At 49.3% G+C, this 3,350-nt stretch carries 5 protein-coding genes; all 5 read left to right on the forward strand.

The genetic code is table 11. The annotated features are described in order from the left end of the window. The coding region (locus tag ABGY95_RS11450; protein WP_347441817.1) for a DCC1-like thiol-disulfide oxidoreductase family protein at positions 1–341 on the forward strand (341 nt) is incomplete at its 5' end. 22 nt (positions 342–363) lie between these two features. Continuing rightward, positions 364–777: a hypothetical protein gene (locus ABGY95_RS11455; RefSeq protein WP_347441818.1), complete on the forward strand. Its 414-nt coding sequence runs from the start codon at positions 364–366 to the stop codon at positions 775–777. Beyond that, positions 774–1,682, forward strand: coding sequence for an MBOAT family protein (locus tag ABGY95_RS11460; RefSeq protein ID WP_347441819.1), 909 nt, complete (start codon positions 774–776; stop codon positions 1,680–1,682). The genes ABGY95_RS11455 and ABGY95_RS11460 overlap by 4 nt, the downstream gene beginning before the upstream one ends. Beyond that, positions 1,679–2,602, forward strand: coding sequence for a DUF1731 domain-containing protein (locus tag ABGY95_RS11465; RefSeq protein WP_347441820.1), 924 nt, complete (start codon positions 1,679–1,681; stop codon positions 2,600–2,602). Before ABGY95_RS11460 ends, ABGY95_RS11465 begins: the two co-directional genes overlap by 4 nt. Positions 2,603–3,038: 436 nt before the next feature. Next, a partial coding sequence (locus ABGY95_RS11470) for an SRPBCC family protein (RefSeq protein WP_347441821.1) occupies positions 3,039–3,350 on the forward strand: 312 nt, incomplete at its 3' end.

Raw genomic sequence — 3,350 nt, forward strand, 5'->3', positions numbered from 1 at the left:
GAATTGAGCATTTGAGCAATGCATCTGAGGCTGCTAAAGTGGGCTTTCCTGATCTTGCCAAATACGAACCGGAGAAGGCTTTGGTGATTCGTGCCGACACAGGCGAAATCTACAGAGCTGCTGAAGCTACTGTGATTTGCCTCTGGGCGTGCCGTGAGTATCGCGGGTTAGCGCTAAGATTAGCCAACCCAATGCTTCTGCCCTTAGCTCGAAAAATCTACCCGCTTATAGCGAGAAATCGTCACGCTCTATCAAAATTACTCATCGATGACAGGAAGCTGAAACGGAAACTAGAAAAGCAAGGCGACCAGTGCGACGACGGAAGTTGTGAGTTGGAATGAATTTCAATACTAAAACAATACGGTGGCATTAGAGACCTTAGTTAAATTAGCTGGAATGGGACAACTCTGCTTGGTGGCGGGTTCAGTTTTCATTCCGAAATGCCTTAACTGGAAGGACGCAATTGGGAATGCCAATAAGCTCACTCGTCAGCTCTTCCTGACCTATGCTTGTTATATCCTGGGGATGCACTTGTTCTTTGGTTTGATTTCAGCTTTCGCTGCGAACGAATTGCTGAATGGTGGTTTCCTCGGGATCGCACTCTGTGCATTGATGACTGCTTGGTGGGGAGTGCGGATTGTCCTTCAGTTCTGTTGCTTTGATCGCACATGTATTCCTAAGACTAAATTCAACTGCCTAGCAGAAGGATTTCTAGTTCTACTCTTTATGAGCCTAACCAGCATTTATGGAATGGCGCTCTGGAGGGATGTGTTATGAATGTATGTGCTATAGCTCTCTTGCTAGCGCTGACGCTCATCGCTCTAGCTAAACTCATCTTTGATCGTCTTGTGGTTGGGCGAATGATGGTCTGGCTAGTGCCTCTAGCAGCCTATGTGGTGATGCATTTTGCTAGCCTTGAGCTGCCACCGCTACTACGCATGGTGCTACTCTGCGGAGTATTGATGGCCGGCATGAAATGGATCGTCTACAGTGAGTGGAGAAGGACTTGTGGACAGGCTCTCCCATGGGGGCGTTGGTTGTGTTTCGGTTTACTTTGGTTTGGAATGGAGCCGAAGGCCTGGGTGGGGAAAAGGCGCAGTCTCCAGTGGAAACCTGATGTCCTTTGGGGCGAAGCATGCTGTCTCACGGGTGGGATTCTTGTTTTCCTCATGAGCAACTACGAAGTGACCGAGTTGCTGCCTTTGTTCATTGCGATGAGTGTGGGTTTTCACTTTGGCATATTGCGCTTGCTTACTGCGTTTTGGAGGATGCAGGGATTCCCTGTGAGAGCGCTCTTTAGGAATCCGTTTCTCAGCCGTGGCTTCGGGGACTTTTGGGGAAAGAGGTGGAATCTGGCTTATAGCCAAATGATGGCCCGCGCTGTGAAGCGTCCCATTCAGAAAAAGCATGGAGCTAAAGTAGCCACCTTCAGTGTTTTTGTCATTTCTGGCTTGCTTCATGAACTTGCGATCACGGTGCCTGTTCAAGCTGGTTACGGATTGCCCACATGCTTTTTCATTGTCCAAGGAATCCTGACCACCTCTGAGAAACGAGAGAGTCTCACTAATGCGCTGTTCTGCGGGGTGAGTCTCATTATTGGTATCCACATTCTTTTCCCTGCCGCATTTGTCGAGGCTGTGATTATCCCTGCACGTGATGTGCTCAACTTACTTATCTTATGAAAACAATAGTGATAGTGGGAGCCAATGGCTTCCTTGGTCGTGTCCTTTCACGCTACTTTCTTCAGCAAAAATGGAGTGTGATTGGGATTGCTAGAAAACCAGAGGGAGTTATCGGGGGCGTCGATTATGTCGAATGGGACGGTCTCACAAGTGGCGCGTGGACCGAGGCTCTTGAGTGGGTTGAGCTTCTGGTCAATCTAGCAGGAAGGTCTGTCAATTGCCGCTACAATGAGGCAAACCGCCGAGCCGTCCATGACTCACGAGTTGGGACTACCGAGTTGTTGGCTAAAGCGGTGGCGGCTTGTAAAAACCCTCCAAAAGTGTGGATCAACTCAAGTACCGCGACAATCTACCGGCACGCAGAAGATCGGCCGCAAGGGGACCTTGATGGAGAAATCGGCACAGGGTTCTCTGTCGGAATCGCTCAGGCTTGGGAAAAGGCATTTTTTGAAAACGAAAACAGCAGTGTTCGGAAAGTGGCTATTCGTTCTGCTGTGGTGATGGGTGATGAGCCCGAGACTGTGTGGACAGTCCTGCAGCGTCTCGCGCGGTTCGGTCTAGGTGGTCGGATGGGCAGTGGTGTGCAAAAGGTGAGTTGGATATCAGATCGCGACTTCGCACGGGCGGTTGAATGGCTCGCTGAGAACAATGAGGCAACAGGAACCTACAATCTAAGCGCTCCCAATCCCATTAGTAATAAGTGTCTGATGCGTTGTGTGCGCGATAGTGTTGGTGTGAAGATCGGGCTGCCAGCAACTAACTGGATGCTAGAAGTCGGAGCATTCTTCATGCTAACCGAGACCGAGCTAGTTCTCAAAAGCCGCTGGGTGATTCCAACGAGATTGCTAGATGAGGGATTCGAGTTTCAGGATCCCGAACTGATGAAATGGAGTGGGGGTAGTAATGGTTATAGAAAATGAACCACGCCAGCTTGTCTCCACACCAGCCAGCCGTTTCATAGTGCTGTTACAGAGTATAGGGGTAGCCGTTGCTTTATCTTCAGTATGTGCATGCTCAATCACTGGGTCACTTAGTGAAGATGTGGCTTTAGGCCTTGGCATGGCTTTCACATGCGGAATAGTTCATAGTGTCTGTATGTTGGTAGTAGGAGGTCCCAATATTTCTCTATTGTTGGCCGCGTCCATGGCTCAGTATTTGGTCGCTACCAATAGGTTTTATTCTGGGTTATGTTTTTGGAACTGTGCCACTGGTTGTCCTCGTTTGCATTGATGGTGGTTGGAGTGATTCGGTGTCAGATTTAGGTAACTATGTAATGCCAAGTCTTCTACTTGGAGCCTATGGAAGTGTGAGCGCCGGCGCCTCACTTTGGATCAACGCAAAAAGGCGATAAAGACGATGGCTTCCATTGAACTAGAAACCCAGATAAACGCACCCATCGAGCGGGTATTCGATCTCGCACGCAGTATTGATCTTCACATGGATGGAACAAAGGGGACTCACGAGAGAGTTGTGGCAGGACGTCGCAGTGGCCTGATTGGGTTTGGGGAAACCGTGACTTGGGAGGCCAAGCACTTTGGAGTTAGACAACAACTCGAGAGCGAAATCACAGCATTCAAACACCCAACTATGTTCGAGGACACGATGCTTAAAGGTGCATTCAAGAGCCTAAGGCATGTCCATTTATTTGAAGAAGTAGAGCAGAGGACT

Source organism: Rubritalea sp. (genome assembly GCF_039830215.1).
Lineage (GTDB): Bacteria > Verrucomicrobiota > Verrucomicrobiia > Verrucomicrobiales > Akkermansiaceae > Rubritalea.